The 18,436-nt window shown below is 44.6% G+C and carries 22 protein-coding genes; 1 reads left to right on the forward strand and 21 read right to left on the reverse strand.

The window, feature by feature from the left end; all coding sequences use genetic code 11:
- Positions 1-72: 72 nt before the first annotated feature.
- From V1501_RS14270 to mce, 4 genes are all read right to left on the reverse strand, one after another.
- Positions 73-537: a chemotaxis protein CheW gene (locus V1501_RS14270; RefSeq protein WP_409289128.1), complete on the reverse strand. Its 465-nt coding sequence runs from the start codon at positions 535-537 to the stop codon at positions 73-75.
- Positions 538-618: 81 nt separating this feature from the next.
- Positions 619-1,740, reverse strand: coding sequence for a tripeptidase T (locus tag V1501_RS14275; protein WP_409289130.1), 1,122 nt, complete (start codon positions 1,738-1,740; stop codon positions 619-621).
- An 84-nt stretch (positions 1,741-1,824) separates the two neighbouring features.
- The gene (locus V1501_RS14280; RefSeq protein ID WP_409289132.1) at positions 1,825-3,372 is read right to left on the reverse strand and encodes an acyl-CoA carboxylase subunit beta; all 1,548 of its coding nucleotides are present in this window, start codon (positions 3,370-3,372) and stop codon (positions 1,825-1,827) included.
- Positions 3,372-3,800 carry a methylmalonyl-CoA epimerase gene (mce, locus tag V1501_RS14285; protein WP_409289133.1) on the reverse strand — a complete coding sequence of 143 codons (429 nt, stop codon included), beginning with the start codon at positions 3,798-3,800 and terminating at the stop codon, positions 3,372-3,374. The genes V1501_RS14280 and mce overlap by 1 nt, the downstream gene beginning before the upstream one ends.
- Positions 3,801-3,979: 179 nt before the next feature.
- Between mce and prli42 the strand changes: the two genes are divergently transcribed.
- Positions 3,980-4,075 (forward strand): stressosome-associated protein Prli42, encoded by a 96-nt coding sequence (prli42, locus tag V1501_RS14290; protein ID WP_409289135.1) that lies wholly within the window; start codon positions 3,980-3,982, stop codon positions 4,073-4,075.
- Between the two features lie 75 nt (positions 4,076-4,150).
- On the opposite strand, the gene V1501_RS14295 is transcribed toward prli42, so the two are convergent.
- The 17 genes from V1501_RS14295 to V1501_RS14375 all read right to left on the reverse strand — a co-directional run bounded on the left by V1501_RS14295 (position 4,151) and on the right by V1501_RS14375 (position 18,320).
- Positions 4,151-4,348: a hypothetical protein gene (locus V1501_RS14295; protein WP_409289136.1), complete on the reverse strand. Its 198-nt coding sequence runs from the start codon at positions 4,346-4,348 to the stop codon at positions 4,151-4,153.
- Positions 4,349-4,446: 98 nt separating this feature from the next.
- The gene (locus V1501_RS14300; RefSeq protein WP_409293375.1) at positions 4,447-4,938 is read right to left on the reverse strand and encodes a L,D-transpeptidase; all 492 of its coding nucleotides are present in this window, start codon (positions 4,936-4,938) and stop codon (positions 4,447-4,449) included.
- Between the two features lie 30 nt (positions 4,939-4,968).
- Positions 4,969-5,970: an aromatic acid exporter family protein gene (locus tag V1501_RS14305; protein ID WP_409289137.1), complete on the reverse strand. Its 1,002-nt coding sequence runs from the start codon at positions 5,968-5,970 to the stop codon at positions 4,969-4,971.
- 484 nt (positions 5,971-6,454) lie between these two features.
- Complete coding sequence (locus V1501_RS14310) at positions 6,455-6,832, reverse strand: hypothetical protein (protein WP_409289139.1); 378 nt, start codon at positions 6,830-6,832, stop codon at positions 6,455-6,457.
- A 48-nt stretch (positions 6,833-6,880) separates the two neighbouring features.
- Positions 6,881-7,966 carry a low temperature requirement protein A gene (locus tag V1501_RS14315; RefSeq protein WP_409289140.1) on the reverse strand — a complete coding sequence of 362 codons (1,086 nt, stop codon included), beginning with the start codon at positions 7,964-7,966 and terminating at the stop codon, positions 6,881-6,883.
- A 55-nt stretch (positions 7,967-8,021) separates the two neighbouring features.
- Positions 8,022-8,483: a hypothetical protein gene (locus V1501_RS14320; protein WP_409289142.1), complete on the reverse strand. Its 462-nt coding sequence runs from the start codon at positions 8,481-8,483 to the stop codon at positions 8,022-8,024.
- A gap of 88 nt (positions 8,484-8,571) precedes the next feature.
- A complete protein-coding gene (locus V1501_RS14325) occupies positions 8,572-10,125 on the reverse strand; it encodes a YndJ family protein (protein WP_409289143.1) in 1,554 nt (517 codons plus the stop codon).
- Positions 10,094-10,705: a DUF4166 domain-containing protein gene (locus V1501_RS14330; protein ID WP_409289144.1), complete on the reverse strand. Its 612-nt coding sequence runs from the start codon at positions 10,703-10,705 to the stop codon at positions 10,094-10,096. Before V1501_RS14330 ends, V1501_RS14325 begins: the two co-directional genes overlap by 32 nt.
- Positions 10,706-10,707: 2 nt before the next feature.
- On the reverse strand, positions 10,708-11,619 hold the full coding sequence (locus tag V1501_RS14335) for a DoxX-like family protein (RefSeq protein WP_409289145.1): 912 nt from the start codon (positions 11,617-11,619) through the stop codon (positions 10,708-10,710).
- A 499-nt stretch (positions 11,620-12,118) separates the two neighbouring features.
- Positions 12,119-12,961 (reverse strand): radical SAM protein, encoded by an 843-nt coding sequence (locus V1501_RS14340; RefSeq protein WP_409289147.1) that lies wholly within the window; start codon positions 12,959-12,961, stop codon positions 12,119-12,121.
- A gap of 259 nt (positions 12,962-13,220) precedes the next feature.
- Positions 13,221-13,796 carry an HAD-IA family hydrolase gene (locus V1501_RS14345; RefSeq protein ID WP_409289149.1) on the reverse strand — a complete coding sequence of 192 codons (576 nt, stop codon included), beginning with the start codon at positions 13,794-13,796 and terminating at the stop codon, positions 13,221-13,223.
- A 360-nt stretch (positions 13,797-14,156) separates the two neighbouring features.
- Positions 14,157-14,660, reverse strand: coding sequence for a DinB family protein (locus V1501_RS14350; protein WP_409289150.1), 504 nt, complete (start codon positions 14,658-14,660; stop codon positions 14,157-14,159).
- 134 nt (positions 14,661-14,794) lie between these two features.
- Positions 14,795-15,517: an amino acid ABC transporter ATP-binding protein gene (locus tag V1501_RS14355; protein ID WP_409289152.1), complete on the reverse strand. Its 723-nt coding sequence runs from the start codon at positions 15,515-15,517 to the stop codon at positions 14,795-14,797.
- Positions 15,510-16,169: an amino acid ABC transporter permease gene (locus tag V1501_RS14360; RefSeq protein ID WP_409289153.1), complete on the reverse strand. Its 660-nt coding sequence runs from the start codon at positions 16,167-16,169 to the stop codon at positions 15,510-15,512. The genes V1501_RS14355 and V1501_RS14360 overlap by 8 nt, the downstream gene beginning before the upstream one ends.
- A gap of 92 nt (positions 16,170-16,261) precedes the next feature.
- A complete protein-coding gene (locus V1501_RS14365; RefSeq protein ID WP_409289154.1) occupies positions 16,262-17,053 on the reverse strand; it encodes a transporter substrate-binding domain-containing protein in 792 nt (263 codons plus the stop codon).
- 340 nt (positions 17,054-17,393) lie between these two features.
- Positions 17,394-17,831, reverse strand: a complete 438-nt coding sequence (locus V1501_RS14370; RefSeq protein WP_409289155.1) for a BrxA/BrxB family bacilliredoxin — start codon at positions 17,829-17,831, stop codon at positions 17,394-17,396.
- A gap of 219 nt (positions 17,832-18,050) precedes the next feature.
- Positions 18,051-18,320 carry a hypothetical protein gene (locus V1501_RS14375; protein ID WP_409289157.1) on the reverse strand — a complete coding sequence of 90 codons (270 nt, stop codon included), beginning with the start codon at positions 18,318-18,320 and terminating at the stop codon, positions 18,051-18,053.
- Positions 18,321-18,436 lie beyond the last annotated feature (116 nt).

The following is an 18,436-nucleotide window of genomic DNA, read 5'->3' on the forward strand; positions in this document are numbered from 1 at the left end:
CCCTCCTTCCCCTTTGATATCTGCATAAAAACATCCCGGCATAAAAGAAAGAGCAAACCATGCGGCTGCCCATCAAGTGTTCTGCTCTATGTACTCCTTCAGTGCCTTTATCCCTTCCAGGGAGCCGATGAATTCCTGAGGGTCGATGACCGGTATCAGCCTGCCCTTCTCGATGTACACAATCCCGCGGATAAAATGGGTTCCGGGATAAGCGGCCAAGCCAGACTGCTTCAACTGGTCTGCCTGGACTTCAATGATTTCCCTGGCGTCCTTGACCGCGAGGCCCGCTTTAAACCCATCTATTTGGATGACAATCCACTTAGTCTCTCCCGTTCCATCAAAGACCGGATACAGGGCTTTCTGTGCATCCACAAGTGGAATCACTTCCTCCCGGACAGTGGTCATTCCAAGAAAATGGTCCGGCATATGCGGCACAGGTGTTACCGGTCCCGGCTTATCAATGGAAATGACATTTTCAATGGGTATGGCATATTCTTCAGAGCCGGCAAGAAATACAACCGCTTTAATAGATTCCATTTGATTCCCTCTTATCTCTCTTATTTTCTTTCCTTCCATTATACAAAAAAAGAAGGGATGGAGCTATCCCTTCTTTCACTGTTACTCCCCTGCGGATTCCTGTATAACCGCCACGGTCATTTCCGCAAGCTTGTACAGTTCTTCCACTGGAATTCTTTCATTCGTTGTATGGATTTCCTCATAACCAACAGAAAGGTTGACGGTTGGGATTCCAAATCCGGCAATGACGTTGGCGTCACTGCCGCCGCCGCTCTTCTGTAATTCAGAAGGACGCCCGATTCTTGCGGCAGCTTTTCTCGCCACCTCTACCACATGGTCGCCTTCTCCGTATTTGAACCCTGGGTACATGACCTCGATATTTACATCAGCCCTTCCGCCCATTTCGGCTGCGGCTGTTTCAAAGGCTTCCTTCATCCGGGCGGTCTGTGCTTCCATTTTTTCAGGAACAAGGGATCGCGCTTCCGCTAGGATGTCTACACGGTCAGCCACTATATTAGTCTGTGTGCCGCCGGCAAAGCTTCCAATGTTCGCAGTCGTTTCTTCGTCAATCCGGCCAAGCGGCATCCTGGAAATCGCGCGGGATGCAATCGTGATGGCGGAAACACCTTTTTCAGGAGCAACGCCGGCATGCGCTGTCCTGCCATGGACGGTAACGGTCACTCTTGCCTGAGTCGGGGCGGCAACCACAATATTGCCTACCCTGCCGTCACTGTCGAGTGCGAAGCCATATTCCGCTGTCACAAGGGAAGGATCGAGTGCCTTCGCACCGACAAGTCCGGATTCCTCCCCGACTGTAATGATGAATTGAATGGTGCCGTGTTTGATGTTCTGCTCTTTCAATACCTGAATCGCTTCAAGCATGGCAGCAAGCCCAGCCTTGTCATCTGCACCAAGGATCGTTGTTCCGTCTGATACTACATAGCCGTCCTTAACAGAAGGCTTGATTCCTTTACCTGGAACCACTGTATCCATATGAGAGGTAAAATAAATACTGTCTGCCCCTTCTTTTGTCCCTTTTAGGGTGCAGACGAGATTCCCCGCTCCATGTCCCGTTACCGAGGTGGTATCATCTTCTGTCACTTCGAGCCCCAGAGATGAGAATTTTTCTTTAAGGATCTTGGCAATTTCTGATTCGAATTTTGTTTCGGAATCAACCTGCACCAGTTCTAGAAACTCATTTAACAAACGTTCCTGATTGACCATTAGGATTACCTCCAATATGTAAGTTCAATCCTAGTATACCTATAAACTGATTTTAGGGGCAAATTTTCCTGACTGCCGATGTTCCTATAGCGGGATGTTTCCATGCTTCTTCTTCGGCCGCTCCTCTTGTTTGTTCCGCATCATTTCAAGTGCCTTTATAAGGACAATCCTCGTATCCCGCGGATCAATCACATCATCGACCATCCCCTGTCCAGCCGCGATGTATGGATTTGCAAATTTCTCACGATATTCTTCTATCTTTTTCACCCTTGCTTCTTCAGGATTCCCGCTGTTTTGGATCTCCCTTGCGAAAATGATATTCGCAGCGCCCTGAGGCCCCATCACGGCAATCTCGGCATTGGGCCATGCATAGACCAGGTCGGCGCCGATCGACTTGCTGTTCAATGCGACATATGCGCCTCCATATGCCTTCCGGAGAATAACGGTCATCTTGGGTACGGTTGCTTCTGAGTAGGCATACAGGATCTTTGCACCATGACGGATAATTCCCCCGTGCTCCTGTTTGACTCCCGGGAAGAAACCGGTAACATCCTCAAAAGTGATCAGCGGAATGTTGAAGCTGTCACAGAACCGGATGAACCGGGCTGCTTTATCTGATGAATCGATATCAAGGCCTCCTGCTAAAAACTTCGGCTGATTGCAAATGAGTCCTACCGTCTCTCCTTTGATCCTGGCAAGCCCGATGACAATATTGCGGGCAAAATCTTTTTGAACTTCCATGAAAGAGCCGCTGTCCACCACTTCATCTATCACTACCCTGACATCATAGGGCCTGATGGCATCAAATGGGATCTTATCCGTAAGATCAGGCCGGTAATCATCTTCATCCGCTGAAGGGACAATCGGTGATTTTTCATTATTATTGGCAGGAAGGTAGCTTAGCAGCCTCCGCACCATCATAAGCACTTCTTCCTCTGTTTCCCCGCCAAAGTGGGCATTGCCGGAAATGGTATTATGCACCCTTGCCCCGCCAAGATCTTCAGAGCTGATTTTCTCCCCTGTTACCGTTTCAATTACCTTCGGCCCGGTGATGAACATCTGGCTGGTCTTCTCAACCATGAATACGAAATCGGTAATGGCCGGTGAATAGACAGCCCCGCCTGCACAAGGGCCCATGATGACAGAAATCTGGGGAATGACACCCGAATAGACAGCATTGCGGTAAAAGATATGTCCGTAGCCGTCCAGTGAGACCACGCCTTCTTGTATCCTCGCGCCGCCCGAATCATTCAAGCCGATGAAGGGAGCGCCATTCTTGGCAGCCATGTCCATTACATTTGCAATTTTCTGGGCATGCATTTCTCCCAGGGCTCCGCCAAAGACGGTGAAATCCTGTGAAAACAAATATACCGGCCTTCCGTCCACTTTTCCATAACCCGTTACCACCCCGTCACCAGGACCCTTAGCTTGATCCATTCCAAAATCCGTAGAGCGGTGTTTGATGAAAGGATTCAGTTCTACAAAAGAACCAGGATCGAGCAGGAGATCGATTCGTTCCCTGGCTGTCAGCTTCCCTTTTTCATGCTGCCTCGCGACTCTTTCGTCTCCTCCTCCGAGCTCAATTTCTCTTCTCTTGTCATAAAGCTCATTAATCTTTTCATAGATGTCCATCAGTCTTGTTCCTCCCCTAGACTCGGTTCACATAATTCAAATAGGACGCCTCCTGCAGCTTTAGGATGCAGAAATGCAATATCTGAATTGTGCGCCCCTTTTCTTGGCTCCTTATCAATCATTTTGATTCCCTTTTCCTGCAGCTCTTCAATTCTTGCCGTTATGTCTTTAACTCCGAGTGCTATATGGTGAATGCCCTCGCCTTTTTTTTCGATGAAGCGGTAGACGGCACTATCTTCTGAAAGTCCTTCAAGCAGCTCAATCCTTGAATTGCCCGCGAGCAAAAAGGCAACCCGCACCTTCTGCGACTTCACTTCCTCCATGCCCTCAAGCTTGAGGCCGAGTGTATCCCTGTAAAAAGGAAGAGAAGCTTCTATCGATTTAACCGCAATACCAATATGATTAATATCCTGGGTTATTCCCATCATATACCTCCGCCATTATGGCAAGCACAATTATGTAAGCGCTTATTTTGTCGAACTTTAATAAATATTCTATCTTATTTAGGCAATTCCTGCATCAATGGGGTTTTCTTTAAGCCGCTTGTCAGAAAGGGAGAATACAGGTAAAATAGTAGGAGAATTTTTCTTCAGGGGAGAGATGTTAATTGGGAAGAAAAAAAGGACAAAAAATTATAGTTTACATCATGCTGATCACAATGCTGGTAACGACCCTGCTTGCCGGTGTCAGCCTGGTATTTTAAAAAGAATAATATCAAAACCCGCCTTTCCGGCGGGTTTTGCTTTGCAATACGAGAAAAAAGGACCAAATCAGTTCCTTAAGATCCGCTGCCGAAATTGTTAAAATCATTGTGCTTAGCGTTCTGCAAAGCGCTTTCTGTATAGATCTGCTGTGAATCAGATGCATTCTTGATTCCATGTTCAATGTCGGGCAGTGAAGAATTCCTTTGTTTATGAATATAGGAAGCAATTCCGGATATTAGAGCCATCGCTCCAAAGAGGCCGATCCATATCATGGCACCCACTCCTTTTATACAGCATACCACATAAAATGAGAATTTTTACCATACAATCTAAAAAAGGAGGATGACTTCGTGAATCATCCCCTTTTTTATTACTGCTGCAGGCCTTGATATTGCTTAATCAGTTCTTGAAAACTTTTTGGGGAGTTTACTACCAGTATCTTTGAACCTATCGGAATAAGGGGATACAGCTTTTCGATATCCTGGTTCCTCATCCGGATACAGCCTGAGGAAACGCTTGTCCCCACAAGCCAGGGCTGGTTTGTGCCATGTACTCCATATTCTCTCCCATCTGTCCCTCTTGCATTAAAGCCGATCCATCTGGTTCCAAGCGGATTGCGCGGGTCTCCGCCGGGTATATCTTTCTTCCTGTAATAAGGGTTTTCAGCTTTTACTATGATCGTAAATAACCCTTCCGGCGTCAATTCCTTCGTCTTGCCGGTCGCCACCTTGTATACCTGCTGTATTTTTCTGTCTTTCACGTATGCGAGCTGATGCGAATTTTTGTTTACAATAATAAATGGCTTAGTTTGTGCATGCACAGATGGGGCTAAAAAACCGAGGGCCAAAACAGCAACTAGAATATACTTTGATAACTTCACGAAAATCGCCACCTAAGCTTTTTCCTTAGTCTTCTCCTGAAGTTTTGGTTTAATTCTCGTTTTATGTGTCGGAAACCCCCGTGATGCATCCTTGATGGCCAGATACCCTTCAAGTTCCTTCACAAGCTGCAGCAGCGCCGCCCGGATCTCGAATTCCTCCCTTGTCTTAGGAAGATCCATTTCCCTGAAATCCCTCCGCAGCTCCTCAAGCTTATCAATATAAACATAGGCAGTATTATAAGGATGAATATGATCACTCAGCTCTTCAATAAAATCCGCCACCTTATGTCCCTGATCAATGGCTGACGGGATAGAAGAAACGAGCGGCAGCATCCTTACTATGATATCGAACTGTTTGTCGCGCATGTTAAAATATGAATAAAAAATGTCTTCATTCCTCAGCACCCTGTTTTCCACCTCTTTAAGAGCAAGCGATTTAGCCTCTGATAAAAGGCGGGACGTTTCTGTAATCTCTCCCCCTGTCCATAGAGTTTCATTGGTCCTTAGATAGACGACAATCTCCTTGAAGATCACCTCAAAGTTCTTCTCCACTTCCTCCTGAAATTTCATCAATTGGTTATCCACACTCGGCATATAGAGATTCATGATCAAGGCTACGCCAATACCAATGGAAATCAGGAGCACTTCGTTAACGGCCAGGCTCCAGGAAGCGTGCTGTGAGGAATAAAAGTGAAGAATGATTACACTGCTCGTTACAATCCCTCCCTGCACGCCAAGCGCAACAGTCACCGGGATAAAGACTAAAAGCATAACACCGATCACAAGGGGATTGTAGCCAAATAATTCAAAGAATAACGAGGAAAAAGCCATCGCCAGAAGACAGGCAAGCATCCGGTCCCATGATGTACGGAGGGACCTCTTTCTTGTAACCTGTATACATAGAATGGTCAATATCCCTGCCGAAGCAAAATTATTCAAACCGGCCAGCTGCGCAATAAAGATGGCCAAGCCTGTTCCGACTGCTGTTTTCAAGGTTCTGTATCCTATTCTCAAGCTTTTCAATCTCCCATATTTGTATTTAACCCATCATACCAGTTATAGGAGGTGAAATTACAGTAAATCGCGCAGTTTTTTTATACGATATGCCGGGTGCAGGCATACCGGGAATGGCCGGATCTTTAATAATGATCTTTGTCAGAATCCAGTTAAGGCCTTTAGAACCGGGCGCATCCCTCTCCTTGCTGATTTTTAAGATAGTGCGGAGTGAGCATGGTCCTGAGCTCTGGACTGGAGCATTAGGAACAGCGCATGCCGATGATATCCATCATCCAGGCCTGCGTTCAGCTTCTCATCATTCCGTCCGGAGCCCCCTTGGGCAGTCCGCCTGTCCAATCCTGGTTCGTGAACATAATTCGAAGGAGAGGCAGAGGAAATAGGCGCAGCAGCAAACTCAGTATTATCAGAACTTCCCCAATAATTTCACTAACGCAACATAAAAGATCTCTGTAAAGATTTCAATTGCAATCCCTGGTAACTATTATCGGATATCCAAAATCTCAAAAAACCTGAAAGAATCCGCGGCATTCAATTCAGCTTGAGAATAATCGGCCTCTATGATCACGGCCTTCTTTTTGGATTTAACAGCAAGCTTATATGGAACCGACTTTGCATTAGGATTATCAAAGAAGAAAGAATATTGAGGTTTTTTTTCTGTTACACCTTTTTTCCAATCTGCCTGGTCCATGATCTGATGGATGACTGCCAGTTCCTCTTTGTTCTGCACCGTCTTATGGTGCATATGCGCAGGTGGTTCAGCCTCATAATTGATAAGAGAAACCTTAAGCGGCACCACGGGATCCGAGCAGGCCGCCAGCAATAAAAATACAGCTATAATGATGAGATACTTTTTAATCATCTGAGCTCCTCTTTACAATTTTATAAATTCATCATCTTTAGGTGGCAGTTATGCGGTTGTGATCTTAGCATAATAGGTAAAGAACAAAGCCCATTCACCCAGCACAACAGTAACCGGCATGGTAACCATAAGGTTCAAAATATAAAAGAATATTAGTATACCAGCAAAACCAAAGAAATGATGAACTTTCAATCTGTGAGCTGGATGTCTAAATTGATGGAAAACAAAAGTGGTGGAAAGAAAATACAGCAGGATCGAAATGAAGCTGAACGTGATGATAAACGTGTAGTCAAATTTCTGAAGAAATAACAGCCTGATGGAGGCAGCTACCATGCATAACGACATCAAAATGAACAGATGGCCATAAATAATGGACTGCCCTGTTGTCTGCATAGTCTTGTCTACCTTCTTTTCAATATTATCAAAATACTGCCACCACATAGCTATGATCAGGATAAACGATATAACAGCAAAACCGATGGCATACCAATCACCTTTTGCAGGCTGAATGACCGCAAGAGTGCTTACAAGGGCCTCACCGAGGAGTATGATGGTAAACAGACCAAACCGCTCCAGTAAATGCGCCGTATTGGTAGGAACCAGATATTTTCTTCCAAAAATGGGAACTAAGATATCTACGAAAATACCCAAATATAAAACAACATACCGGATCCAGGTATCAAACATCAGTGAAAGCAATGAAATCATGATGCCAATCCAAAAGTATTTTCCTAAAAATTGTGCAGCTTTCTTCCTGGGACCTGTTTCAAATCTCTCAACTACAAGATATCGGGTGGCGGTCACCGCTCTTAAGCCTATGTATCCAATTAAAAAGGAAAGATAGTAAGGATCAAAATCTGCTGAAAGACTGGATGTCATAATCAGCGCGAAGAACATCTGCAAGAATAAAAAAAGCCTCTGATGGAGCAGATCTTTCCCGAAGCGGTTTACAAACATGGTCTGTCCGACCCATGCCCACCAGATGGGAACAAATATCAACACAAATTTTAACAAATATTCGAAATGGATATGACCTTCTTCCACATGAAGCAGCACATGGGTAGCTGCCGCCACTGCAGCAACAAATAACAAATCATAAAAAAGCTCCAGCCATGTCACTTTCTTCTCAAGCATGTGTACAATCCTCCCCCTGTTACCTTGGACTGCTCTTCAATCTTTATAAAATACATCAGTAATTTAAAAAAGTCGCAATTCCAAAATGAGAAATATAATTGCGGCTGCCAAGATCCCCACGCAGCCTTTTAGGGTTGAGTTTATAGGAACCGTACATATCTTTATACGTACGGCTTCCTATATTTATTTCAACCGGCTCCGGATGACTCAGCGTATGTTGTCTATACTCATCGAATGCATGCTGATTGGGCACAGCGTAAATTTCTATAACGTCTCCCATTTCCAAATACTTTTCAACATATGTCAGAAATAATCGGTTTCCGAGTCCATGAACTTCATAAACATATGGCATGGTAAACAGTCCCTCTATTTTTCGCTTCCAGTACTCATCAAGCTCCCACACAGTGAAAAAGACAGCATCTTCCTCCCGTTCAAATATTCGTCGATTGTTATACTCTTCAATTTCCGCAGGGATTAAAAAAGGCTTGGAAGAAGCTAAAAATGCGATTTCTGTCATGGTTCTCCCTCCTGATGAAGTATAATTTATATTCCTGGTATGCGGCATCGCACCTAACGTCACACAAAATTAATTGCTAAGATATTTTTCATTTATGTTCAATGTGATAGTGAATTTCTAAAAAGGAAACACCAAAGATCTTCATCTTATGGTGAGCCCCAAGCATGCCTGCTTGTTTCTCCTCAATTTGAAAATGTTCGGACAATGGCAGCCGGAACAGGCTGCCGCCCACCGCAAAATATATGCCAGGATCACCTTCACCCCTGCTTGAGAGAATAAGAGATTTGTCCTTTTCTTTAAGCTCCAGGATGCCGATCATGGTTGAAAAAGGCAGCGGAAGGGCAATGTTCATATAAGCTTTCCCTGCCGTTTCGTGCTGCGAATAAATCGCTGTAAACACGGTCTGATTCCTAACCTTCCTTACCCAGGCTCTCGGGCGGTGCCTGCCATCTGCTAATGAATCAACAGCTGTGATTTCTCCTGTCATTTCAGTCCTTTTTCCTGATAAAGGCAGGTTCAATTGCTGAGTCTGTCTGCTGATGAGCTTATAAATGACAGCAAATGGTTTAAACCATGGCGACCATTTTACGCTGGCAAATAAGCGGTATTGATCGGTGTGTTCATAAAAATGGGTTATGGTCCGGGGCAATACGCTGGTATCCACAAATAGAGCCATGTCATCCACCAATCCCTGGACAGGGCTTCCTGTCTGTGTCAGCTTTCCCCTAATCTTGCTTACTGGAAAAGACCAGTTTACAAGCCTTGCCGGGGGAACTGCGATGCACCAGCCTAAAACCCCGAACAGGCCAAAACAGACACAATTTACAAACCCGTGAAATGCAAGCATAAAATCAACGCTGACTCTGTATCCGCCAAGACTGCCTCCGGCAGCATACAGCATGGAAAATAGAATTGTAACGCCGAGCGCACTGTAGGACAGGCGGATCAGCACCCCCTGCAGGCGGGCAGGAAATCTTGTCCGATATGCGAGGATTATTAAGCTGTATAGAGCAAATATGTATACCAGGACTGAAAGCAATTCCAGTATCGGCCAAAACGTAATGCCAATGGCAACAAGCATTGGCCCTGCCAGGATAAGGGGAACAATTCCACGGTAAAGTTTCGAATCATGCAAACGGCCAAAAAGCCCCAGCGAGACGGGAAGCAAAAACGCCGAGTAATGAAAATGAATGGCAGTCAGCCAGTTAATCAGCGGACTGAAGCCTGTTTCAACATGAGCGGCAAATGCAAAGAACCAAAGACCGCCTATAAATAAATACATCATTCCCATATCAATCGAAAATTCGGCAAGATTCACAAACCCCCGGTTAAAAAAGCGGCGCAGCCCGGACATTGCTACCGTTAAGGTAAATAACAGATAGATGGCAGCACACACTGTCTTCCAAGGATCAGATGATAAGATATGCCATAAGGCAATGGAAATCATTCCGATCCAAATCAACAGGGTATATTTCCTTCCCACTACAATGATCTCCCTGAGCATCAGCGGTACGAAAACGATCTGTGCAGCAGTCAGTATGAGCAGATAGGTGGAATCGGCTGCAAGGCTTGCTGCGAGGAAAAGGAGGATACCGGCTAATATCGTAGAGTTAAATAGATTTCGCCTTAAACTCACCTTCATAGGCCATCAACCTCCCTGCTATAGGGTTTTGAATGTCGACTTTAATTGTATATACCTGCCTCTCGTCGTCATAGCCTTCCTCCACCGTTACAGCGCCCATCAGCAGCCGTGGAATCGGGACCTCCCATCTGCCTGCCACAAACCGCTGAGATCCAGAACAAATTTGAAGGCGCCCGTCCTCCGTTACCGCAAAGAGCAAATCGGAATAAAAGAAGCTGGGTTCACCCAGGTAATCCTTCACAATACCCCGCTTGTGATCCAGGGTCATGAAAGCATTAAAATGGCGGGTAACATGGGGGAAAAAGAAAGAACGCTCCCAATAGATCTCTTGGGCGCCCTGCGGCAATGGCCGGCAGGTATTTCTGATAGAAAACGGTACATCCTCCCCTTGTTCTGGAAAAAGGAATTTCCACCGGGCAGCCAGAGTTAAAAAGGGCTTCAGCCATTTAGGGCCGGTTCTGATGACTGACATGGTTCCCTCCGCATAAAAGGGCTCATCGATTGAGATGGCGTAGCGGGCTTGAAGCCGGGGATGAAGCCTCCCAAAATCTTTTCCTAAGATACAGCGATAAATCGACACTATTAATCTTCCTTTCTACGGCGTTTACAACTGGATGCGGAAGGTAAATCTGTGGATACAAAAAAGCCGATGATGGAAAGTATCCATAAACTCATATTGAAGGAAACGGGATTGAACGGGTGAAAAGCAATGGATGGCTGAGCAGCGATTGATGCAAATGTCAATGCCGGAAAGATAACCATCTGAAATGCCATAAGATGTTTCTTTTTGCGATAAAACAACCAAAGCAGAGCAAAAAGCATTTCAAGAAAACCAATGATCATCACAGCCTGGGTGGCGGACTCTCCGCGAAGGGAAGATAAACCGCTTAACATAGAAACCTCTGCCCCATGCTTTTCAATGATCTTTGGAACCAGACCCTGGTAAAACCAGACAAAGAAGAAGAGCGCTGAAATTAAGGCGCTGATAAGAAAACGCAGATATTGTGAGCGGGGAGCCTCCCCTTTTTCCATCCATCGTTTCAGCACATCAAAGCTTAGAGCCGTCGCCCAGCCCATCAGCGGGCGGAATAGTAAATCCAGCAGCCGCCCTATCATTCCATAACGCACATCATAGTCATATTGGGTAAGGAAAGTACTGCCTTCTTCTGCCGGAACGTACCTCCAATACCCCCTGCCTTCCCGAATAGGGGATATCTTTTGACCGGTGCCAAAATGAAGGGAAGAGCTTCTTGAACCATCCTTTTTGTCATATGTACCTGTGCTTTTTCCCCAGCCGGAAACCTTGAGGCCAAATCCTATTTTCGTTTCATATAAGAATGACTGTGGATCATCTTCACTTTCTTTTGGCAGATAGGTTATGGAAGAAAAGCGCAGGTCCCATTGTTCATGGAGTTTTGGGTCCTGGCTCCTTTCCCATACCTCCTTAAGCTCAGCCTTCATTGGAATTTCTACATAAATTGGTTTTGCTTTCATAGACGGCACCTCCTTATTAGTTACTCAGTGAAGTTATCGTAAGACGCCTTGACTGCATATCTATCTCTTAATAAACGAAATGATGGGAGGGTGGGTTGAATCCAGGCAGCTTGATTTTGTATAAACGCTGAATCCTCTCCCTTTTTCCCTAAAGACAGCTTTCTGTCAGCAGGACTTCCGCTAACATATTTTTTATTATGAGTTATTTGTTAAATTTACACAATCAACCGAGAAAAATTGGCTTTTAAAAACTTAAAAATTTGCAATAAAAAAAGCCGCCAGCGGACAACTGCAGCTTTACCGGCTATTATACTCAGGCAAGGTAGAAATGAGACATGATCAGAACAAAATTAACAACTATCCTCTTAAACATCATAGCTGCACCATCCTGTTTTTTTGACTATCCTGCTAATAATCCCAACAGCTTTAATGTACCATGAATTTGTTGAGGAGATATTAAGCTGGATTAAATGTTCTTGAAAGGAGAATGATGGACGGGCTATAGTTCCCGCTCTTTTATTGGAAATGCTTCCTGTTTGGACACACGTATGATGTCTTCTTTGAAGTATTTTTTGAAATATTTCTCTACTGCCCAATGGATATCATCACGATACCATTTAGAAAGCTCATGTTTTGAGAATAATTGTCCCATACCGAGTCTCATAGAGCGTTTTCCCATCGCTCCATCTCCTATATTCAATGTATCAATCCAGATATGATCGACCGTTCCGGCTAGCAGCTCCGGAAAATCGGGTGTAAATGGCAGGACAGGCGAGATGGCTGCCTGTGTGGAGAGGCCGGCATCATGAATTTCCTTTAGTGCCTTGAGCCGCAGCCTGATTCCTGGTGCTTTTGGGGCAAAGATCCTCTTGATATCTTCCCGGTCGGTTTCAATGGTCATTGATACCAGTACTCTGCATTTCTCAGCAAGCTGAACCAGCAAATCAATATCCCTTGCCACAAGAGGGCTCCTTGTCTGAATCTGGAGGAAATCCGGCGGATTATCATTCATTTCCGTCAAGACGGCGCGGGTAATCTGTGCATCCCGTTCCAGCGGCTGATAGGGATCGGTTGCGGTAGACATGAAGATATTTACAGGCTTATGCTTTTTGCGAAGCGACAAGATTTCCTTCCGGTAATTTTCAGCAGCATTTCTTTTAATATCCACCCAGTCACCCCAGGGTATTTCCTTGAACTTCTGGATCGGCATTTCCCGTACATAGCAATAGCTGCAGGAGAAGGCACAGCCGCTATAGGGATTCAAAGAATGGGTAAAGCCCACATCGAGATAGCCCTTTGCCTCTGTCAGGATTTTCTTTGAAAGTATATCATTTATCTCCATTCTCTTTCTCACACCTTTGTCCAGATTCTTTTTTCGAATGTAATTTCTTCTGAGTTGTAACCCTATTCAGCTGGTTAAAGAGAACATACTCGTGTGCCACTCCACCGTAATTCCGAAAGTGATACTGACAGCATTGTGAACATAATAGCCAGGCTTCTTTACGTCTGCGCCAAAGATTCTAAAAAGTGAGGGAGGCAGTGAAAACGTGCTCCAGCCTCCATAACCCGCTTCTCGCTGCTTCACTAAGCCGGGATGTTCATCATGAATCAATCTTTATCCTGAATACTTCGGAAAATTGATCATAGTGCGTCAGATAATAATCGGCTGCACCTTCTTCGTTTTGAAACAGGCATGCCTTGATTCCTAATTCTTTTGCTGGCAGTATATCCAAAAGTCTGTCTCCGATCACCAGATCAATGTGGTGTTTCCTGTGAAGATAAGCATATGATGCGGAATCCGGCTTTCTTGGATATCCATCATCAATCGTTACCATGTCGGCAAAGTATCTCTCCCAGCCATAGTGTTGAAGGATGGCTGTCACCCCAGCCCTGCTTTTGTGGGTCATAATGACATTCTTATCTGCCAGCTTTAATATGTTTTCCACACCTTCAAAGGGTTTCATATCATGAGGAGAAATCAACTTGTTCAACCGTTTCATCTCGATGATATCCTCTTTGGACAGCTGAAGAGATTGGATTGCATGTGAAAAGGAAATTTTCAATTGTGCCAGGATGTGTTTTTCATCCGCCGTCTCTCCCAAAACCTGCTTGATCACGTTTGTATATGCTGGATAGGTATCAAATAAAGTCCCGTCAAAATCCCATAAAATGTTCAAGCTTTCTACCTTCAATCCTGTTTATTTCGTTCAAACTCCAAGGATTATTATATCACGGGCTGTCCCGCCCGTATAAATTATAGAGCGCAATCACCATAAGGCAAGATTAAAAAAATGCGGCCGGCATTCTCATAAGCCGGCCGCATTTTATTTGTTCATTACTCCAAGAGCCGGGCTGGCCGTTTTAGTACAGCCAATTCAAGAAATCCCGAGCCGTATCTCTTCTTCTCCAAAAGCAGCGGTTTCCATACCGTCTTTGCTGGAAAAATATATGTTTTTTAAAATAAGGACTGCTGCGGAGCAATTCCTCATGAATCCTGAAAACTTGCAGAATATTATAGGAGATTGAAGGCCTGCAAGTTACTCTGAATGATGACTCATTACTTTGTCTATCGGTTCAATCAAGTCGGTATCAGGGGGGATATATCCAAGCTGCCTTCCGATTTTTACAATCTGCCCTTTATGGTGGAATTCATGCGTGGCAGTATGTGTAAATAGCCATAAGGCGGTCGGCTCCATGCTGTCCCCATTTCTTAAGCGTACAGAAACGGCCCGCTCCCAGGATCCTTTAAATGCATCGAGAAAATTTTGTACAAGATTGTCCGTCTCCCGGAAAACCTCACGCATCGCAGCGACACTGTCAATCTGAAGCGGCTCTATCGCTTGCATCCTTCTGCCGAGGGCACGTTCACCGAGCCAAATCCGGTAGCAATTGGCGGTATGGGCATGCAGACTGCGGATAGAATCACCACCGAAGGATTCGAGCTCGGTGATATAGTGCTCCCGGGACATCTCTTCACAATACCTGAATAGAGTTTCCCTTGTCCGCTGTATCCAGTCATACTGAATCTTGAATAGTTCCATAAAAACGGCTCCCTCCCATAATCACTATTACTTTGAAATTCTACATTCAGGATGGAAAACCTCTAATTTTTTCAACAAAAAAGCCGCAAAGATACATCTTTGCAGCCAGTTCATTGTATGGAAGCATGGGTTGACTAAAGAACTTTCTCCAGGAAGTTCTTTGCCCTTTCTGTTTTTGGGCTAGAAAAGAATTCAGCGGGGTTCGCGTCTTCTACAAGTACTCCTTCATCAAGGAACAGCACCCGGTCGGCCACTTCACGGGCAAAGCCCATTTCATGTGTCACGATCGCCATCGTCATGCCGGTATGGGCTAGAGACTTCATGACATCCAGTACTTCCTTGACCATTTCGGGGTCCAGTGCAGAGGTCGGTTCATCAAAAAGCATAACTTCAGGATCCATCGCTAAAGCACGGGCAATTGCTACCCTCTGCTTCTGGCCTCCCGAAAGTTTACTTGGATAGACAGCCGCCTTTTCAGCGAGCCCCACTCTTTCAAGGAGCTCCATCCCTTTTTGTTCAGCCTGCTTTTTTGAAAATTTCTTGACCTTCATTGGTGCATATGTCAGGTTCTCAAGTACTGTTTTGTGCGGGAACAGGTGGAAATGCTGAAATACCATTCCGACATTGGACCGGACCTTCAGGATGTTTGTCTTTTTATTGGTGACATCCACGTCCTTGATCCAGATGCTTCCCTGTGTCGGCTGCTCCAGCAGATTGATGCAGCGGAGGAGGGTCGATTTCCCCGATCCGGATGGACCGATGATTGCAACAACTTCTCCATCACTGATTTTGGTATCTATTCCTTTTAAAACCTCGAGTTTCCCGAAGCTTTTATGGAGATTTTCTATATTAATCACTGCGTCTCATTCTCCTTTCCACAAGCTTGCCTGCAATGGTCAGGATCATGACCATTATATAATAGATCAGACCCGCAAGCAGGATTGGTTCAAAGAACCGGTAAGTTTGTCCACCCACAATATAAGCCCTTCTCATAATATCATTTAAACCAATGAGGGTGACAACCGCTGATTCCTTTGTAAGAGTGATCATCTCGTTCATCAATGCGGGAAGGATATTCTTCATTGCCTGCGGCAGGATGATATCGAGCATCATTTTCCGGTATGGGACACCAAGGGCCATCGCCGCCTCCTTCTGCCCTTTATCGATTGCCAGTATGCCCGCGCGGATGATTTCGGATATATAGGCAGCGGAATTCAGGCCAAAGGAGAGGAACGCTGCGGTGAACGGGGAAATCTGCCCTCCGAATACCTGCGGAGACCCAAAATAAATAAGCATCAGCTGCAGGATGAGCGGGGTGCCCCGGAAAATGGAGGTGTAAAAGTCCGCAATCCAGTTCAGCGGCTTAACGGAGCTGATCTTCAGCAGGGATAAAATAATCCCGAGTACAAATCCAAGGATAGCTGCCAAAACAACTACCTTCAAAGTGACCGTAATACCCTGCAATATGTAGGGAAGGGACTCAATGACACGGCTAAAATCAAGATTCAATATATTCAATCCTTCCTGATGGTTTTGCCAAGCCGGTAAAAAAGGAATGACTTTTTAAGAGCCATTCCTTTTTGAATGATGAAAGCCTGGGCTTACTTGGCGTTATCGAACCATTTCAAAATCAGCTTATCAAGCTCTCCATTTTCTTTCATTTTCTTTAATTCAGCGTTGAATTCTTTAGTCAGCTTGCTGTCTTTCGGAAATGCGATCGCAGAACCAGCTTCGCCTTCGACTGAAAGTTCATAGCTTACTAAATCTTTATCGTTTTTCATGTAGCCTTTGGCAACTGTGTCTTCAATAATGGCAGCATCATAGCGCCCGGCAGATATCTCCTGGATAAGCTCGGGAATCCGGTTGCGGCTTTCAACCTTCATGTCTATCTTATCTTTTTTCTTGATATCATTGGCGATTCCTTCCTGGATAGATCCAAGCTGGACTCCAACATTCTTGCCTTTCAAATCTTCCTTCGTTTTAATTCCGCTGTCTTTTTTTGTGACAATCAAATGTTTCGCAGAATAATAGACATCACTGAAATCCACACTTTCCTTACGTTCCTTGGTTGGAGTCATGCCCGCAAGGACAAAGTCTACCTGCTTGTTCTGCAGTGCCGTGACAAGGCCGTTGAACTCCATATCCTGGATTTCCATTTTATAACCGAGCTTTTTAGTGATGGCTTTTGCGATATCTACATCAAAGCCAATGATTTCGTCACTCTTCGCCGTATCAATGTACTCGAATGGGCGATAATCAGCTGATGTGCCCATCTTTAACGTTTTTTCTTTTCCTTCCCCGCTGCTGCCGTTTGTATCTTCAGACGTGCCGCAGGCTGCTAGGATTCCTGTTAATAATAAAATAGCAAAAGAAACTGACAACCACTTTTTCACAAAATATTCCCCCTAAAATAGTAATCTGAAAATTAACATAAGTCAGTTTTCATTAATTATGAACTATATCACCATAATTTACAAGCGAAATCACGGAATAATATATATGCAATATCATGTATTTTAACACAACCTCATAAGATTGAAAACTATTATTTTTACTTGTTTTTAGCCTGCAAAATTATTATTTTAAAATAAGTATATTATATTTATGCATCTGCATACAGTCCTGTAAAACGTTTTCACAGCATAATGTTTAGCCTGAAACAAAAAAAACCGGCTCTCCAGGTGCCGCAGGGTATAAACCTGCCGGCGGCCTGAAAAACCAGCCTTCCATTGATTAGATTTCTTCGCAATATTGATCAAAGTAAGTCTGAAGCTTGTTGACCACGCTCATTGGCTCGTGACCTTCAATTTCATGGCGTTCGACCATGGTAATCAACTCGCCATCCTTAAGCAATGCGAAGGATGGAGATGATGGCGGAAAACCAGTAAAGTAGCTCCGCGCCTTTTCTGTAGCCTCTTTATCCTGGCCGGCAAAAACAGTCACCAGCTGGTCGGGGCGTTTGTCAAAATGTATGGAATGCGCAGCCGCAGGCCGGGCAATCCCTCCGGCACAGCCGCATACGGAATTGACCATTACCAGGGTCGTTCCTTTTTGGTTCAATGCCTGGTCCACTTCTTCAGGTGTCTTTAATTCCGTATAGCCGGCTGCCGTGATTTCCTGGCGGGCCTGGCGGACTATATCATTCATGAATAAGTTAAAATCCATGCTCATATCTGCTTCCTCCTTCATAGGTACTTCATCCATATTATATCAGCACCAGAACATTTTCCACAATGAAGCAAGCTTAAAAATGATTTGAAAATAATAAGGCCTGAAAGTTTAATATTTACCATATTGGGAAATATATAACTACATCTAGAACCATACCCCTAAACTCCCTAGATTGGATAGCACCCGGTGCTATCCATTTTCTTTTGATTCAAGAACCTTTTATAGTACGAAGGCACGTAGAGATAAATAGATAGAAAGAATGGCACACGCCGCCAGGATGGCTGCAGTATAGGTATTCCTTTTAAATTTAACGAAATAAGAGGCAAATATGATGGCGGCCGCTGACTTGGAAAAGCCGTCATAAAAGCTTTTTTCTTTAAAAAAAGAACTACTGAAAACAATTGCTGCAATAAATGATGTAATAATTATAATCCGAAACCACAGAGGTTCTTTCAAAAATTGCTTCGCCATTGATCTAATCCGCCGCATACAGCTGATCCCCCTTTTAACATATCAATCTATCTCAGCATATGGAGCCTTTTCCGGAGGCATGACTTTTCTTTGCTTTACAGTCTGTCCGGCCCGATGGCAATAATCCTAATGGA

Source organism: Paraperibacillus esterisolvens, from assembly GCF_046237625.1.
Taxonomy (GTDB): Bacteria; Bacillota; Bacilli; order Bacillales; family DSM-1321; genus Paraperibacillus; species Paraperibacillus esterisolvens.